This window comes from Nostoc sp. CHAB 5836, from assembly GCF_020829445.1.
Lineage (GTDB): Bacteria > Cyanobacteriota > Cyanobacteriia > Cyanobacteriales > Nostocaceae > Nostoc.
Genome location: NZ_JAIVFV010000358.1, coordinates 1 through 2,691 on the forward strand (window position 1 = coordinate 1; position 2,691 = coordinate 2,691).

Consider the following 2,691-nt stretch of genomic DNA (forward strand, 5'->3'; position numbering starts at 1 on the left):
GCAATCTGACCCTCGCCCAATATGAATTTCTGAGTGACATGATTCCAGAACCAAAACCCGGTGGTCGCAAGCGTGAAGTTGATATGTGGGAAATCTTGAACGCAATTTTCTATGTTTTGGTAGAAGGTGTTAGATGGCGATCGCTACCGGGTGACTTTCCCGTCTGGCAGACGGTATATAGCTATTTTCGCAAATGGCGCAAAGACGGAACGTGGCTGAAAATTCATGATAATCTCCGGCAGTGGACACGGACCCTTGCAGGATCGCTATCGAAGTCCATCGGAAGCAATCATCGATAGTCAAAGCGTCAAGAGTGCAGCGATGGTTAGTCAATTGATAGGCTTTGATGCAGGAAAAAAAATCAAGGGACGGAAACGATTTATGACGGTCGATACCTTGGGGAAAGTCACAGCGGGTCTTGGTCACGGCGGCCAATGTGGGTGAGCGAGAAGGGGGGAAACAGGTTCTCAAACGGGTTAAACAATCCAGTCAGCAGGTATCTCGGTTGACAACTATCTGGGTGGATGGCGGCTTTGATGGTGAGCCGTTTATGCAGTGGGTGATGGACTTTTGCCGTTGGATTGTGCAGGTAGTGTTGCGATCGCACTCTTGCTAAAGGTGTTGTCTTGCTCAAAAAACGTTGGGTTGTTGAGCGAACTTACGAGAAAGCTGATGGGATGCCGGCGATTGGTTCGAGATTATGAGTTCTTGCCCGAAACATCAGAGACTTTTATTTATCTTGCCATGATCCGTATCATGGTGAAGCGATTAGCATAGTTTTTTACTCCTAAAAACTTTTCAAACAACCTCTTATTTAACTCTTTTAAAAATAAGTTTGTAAAAGGGAACTCTTAATAGAGAATAGGGAACTCTTACTGCGTATGGTGGGGGTCTAAAGCCCCCACCAACGCGTTCCACTAATTGGAATGGCACATTCCAATTAGTGGGGGACTCAGACCCCCGGATTTTATCTAGAAGGCAACAGGAAACAGGGAGGAACGACCTGTTCCCTGTTCCCTGTTCCCTGTTCCCTGTTCCCTGTTCCCTGTTCCCTGTTCCCTGTTCCCTGTTCCCTGTTCCCTGTTCCCTGTTCCCTTCTTGTTGAATATTGATACTACGTGTTTTGTTTCTTTTTTTGAAGACGGCACAGATCCCTTTGAGCCAGATTCACCAAATATACCGGCCACGAAAAAATCTGCTATAGCTCCAAGCCCAGATTTTGACTTAGAGCTTTAGCACAAGTAGACTACTTTTTCTCTAGACAGAAGTACCGTTTTTTTCCGTACTTTGGTCAATTGATTTTGTGAGGATAGAACATATAAACTCTGCTTTGGGAGGTAAATATAGTTCCACTTTCACTTTGCAGAATCTGGGGTGTAGAAAAGGCTTCTACACCTTTTTCATACACAAAAATCTCAACAGAAAATTATGGAACAACTACAATTTAAACCGAGCAATGGTCTACACCCTGAACAGTTACAAAATATAGATTTTTCTACCCCTGATGCACGTAAAGAACAACTTGAAATCCTGTTGTGTCAGAAAGTACAAAAAGGAGATGATACCTCTTCATGTATTCAAGCTTTACAGTATTTGACCTGGAAGGAAAGAACATCAGACCAACTCCAGAAAGTCTGGACTGAAGCAATAAAAGAAAGGTCTGTATTCAATGCCATCCATTGGGTAATTATTACAGCTTTCGCTATTCTGGGAATGATTGCCTTTTTTAATGGGGTGTTTAAGTCTGCTCAAGGATCACAAGCTGTAATTAACTCACCATTCGGTCAACAGCGTTGATTGAGATGGTCAACCCCCTCGGGGAATTCAAAATTCTTGCATTATTAATTCAAAATTAAAGATAATCAGTGGGGGCTTGAATCCACCACTGATTGTAGACCACTGAATTTTATTCAGTGGGGGCAATAAATAGCGAATTAATTAATTCAAAATTATTCTTATTCTTCCTAACATAATTTTGAATGCGTGAATGCGTGAATTTCATTAAATGGTCAATCAGCGTCAGAAATTTACAGCCTTAAGCTGAAAGTGTTATTAATACCAGCACCTTCAGCTTCTCCATATATTTAGCTAAAGCCCTGAAGGGACTGTGATGGCATACCCGATGCTCCCGCTCACTTCAAGAGTGCGTGAAGGGAAAAGTAAGCTCACCTAAAATGCTGTGTCCTTATCAAAAGGCAAGCTGTCAGCATCCTCGAAGTTCCGCAGGTCTACATCCATTTGCTTACGACGCTGCACGTAGGTTTTGCTGTCTTCAATCCTCCCTTGCATTTCCCATGCACCAAAGTTGATGCCCTGTTCTGCGTGTTTAGCAGATACTCGGTTGTAGTTATCAACTTCAATTTTCTTGCGTCGCTCCATTTCTAACAACCAACTTTCACTGATGCCATTTTTCAGTTCGGCTTCTATATATTCGAGCTTGAGAGAACCGTCTGGATTAAACTGCCGTTTTTCCGATTCTGTAAAGAAATCATAAGCAGTGTACACAGGCCACGGCTCTGGTGAGGTTTCATCTAGGTGCTTTAATTCTTCATATCTGTCTTTTAGATTGGACTTTGGACAAAAAAGAAGTGTTCGCGTATGTATTACGCGAATAAATGATTAATCTTGTTTATAGTTACCAGCAAAAAAAAAGCATAGCCACCAGAACCCCAAGGTATAGTAATATAAACT

At 42.4% G+C, this 2,691-nt stretch carries 2 protein-coding genes and 1 pseudogene; 2 read left to right on the forward strand and 1 reads right to left on the reverse strand.

Annotated elements, in window-relative coordinates; translation table 11 throughout:
- Positions 1 to 777 (forward strand): annotated as a pseudogene (locus LC605_RS32350) (IS5 family transposase); the annotation flags it as partial.
- A 651-nt stretch (positions 778 to 1,428) separates the two neighbouring features.
- On the forward strand, positions 1,429 to 1,797 hold the full coding sequence (locus LC605_RS32355; protein WP_229551451.1) for a hypothetical protein: 369 nt from the start codon (positions 1,429 to 1,431) through the stop codon (positions 1,795 to 1,797).
- 372 nt (positions 1,798 to 2,169) lie between these two features.
- Here LC605_RS32355 and LC605_RS32360 read toward each other — a convergent pair whose 3' ends face one another.
- Positions 2,170 to 2,505: a hypothetical protein gene (locus tag LC605_RS32360; RefSeq protein WP_306426895.1), complete on the reverse strand. Its 336-nt coding sequence runs from the start codon at positions 2,503 to 2,505 to the stop codon at positions 2,170 to 2,172.
- Positions 2,506 to 2,691: the final 186 nt, after the last annotated feature.

Coding starts and splice junctions, on each gene's coding strand:
- LC605_RS32355 (WP_229551451.1), top strand. CDS start 1,429: ATGGAACAACTACAATTTAAACCGAGCAATGGTCTACACCCTGAACAG.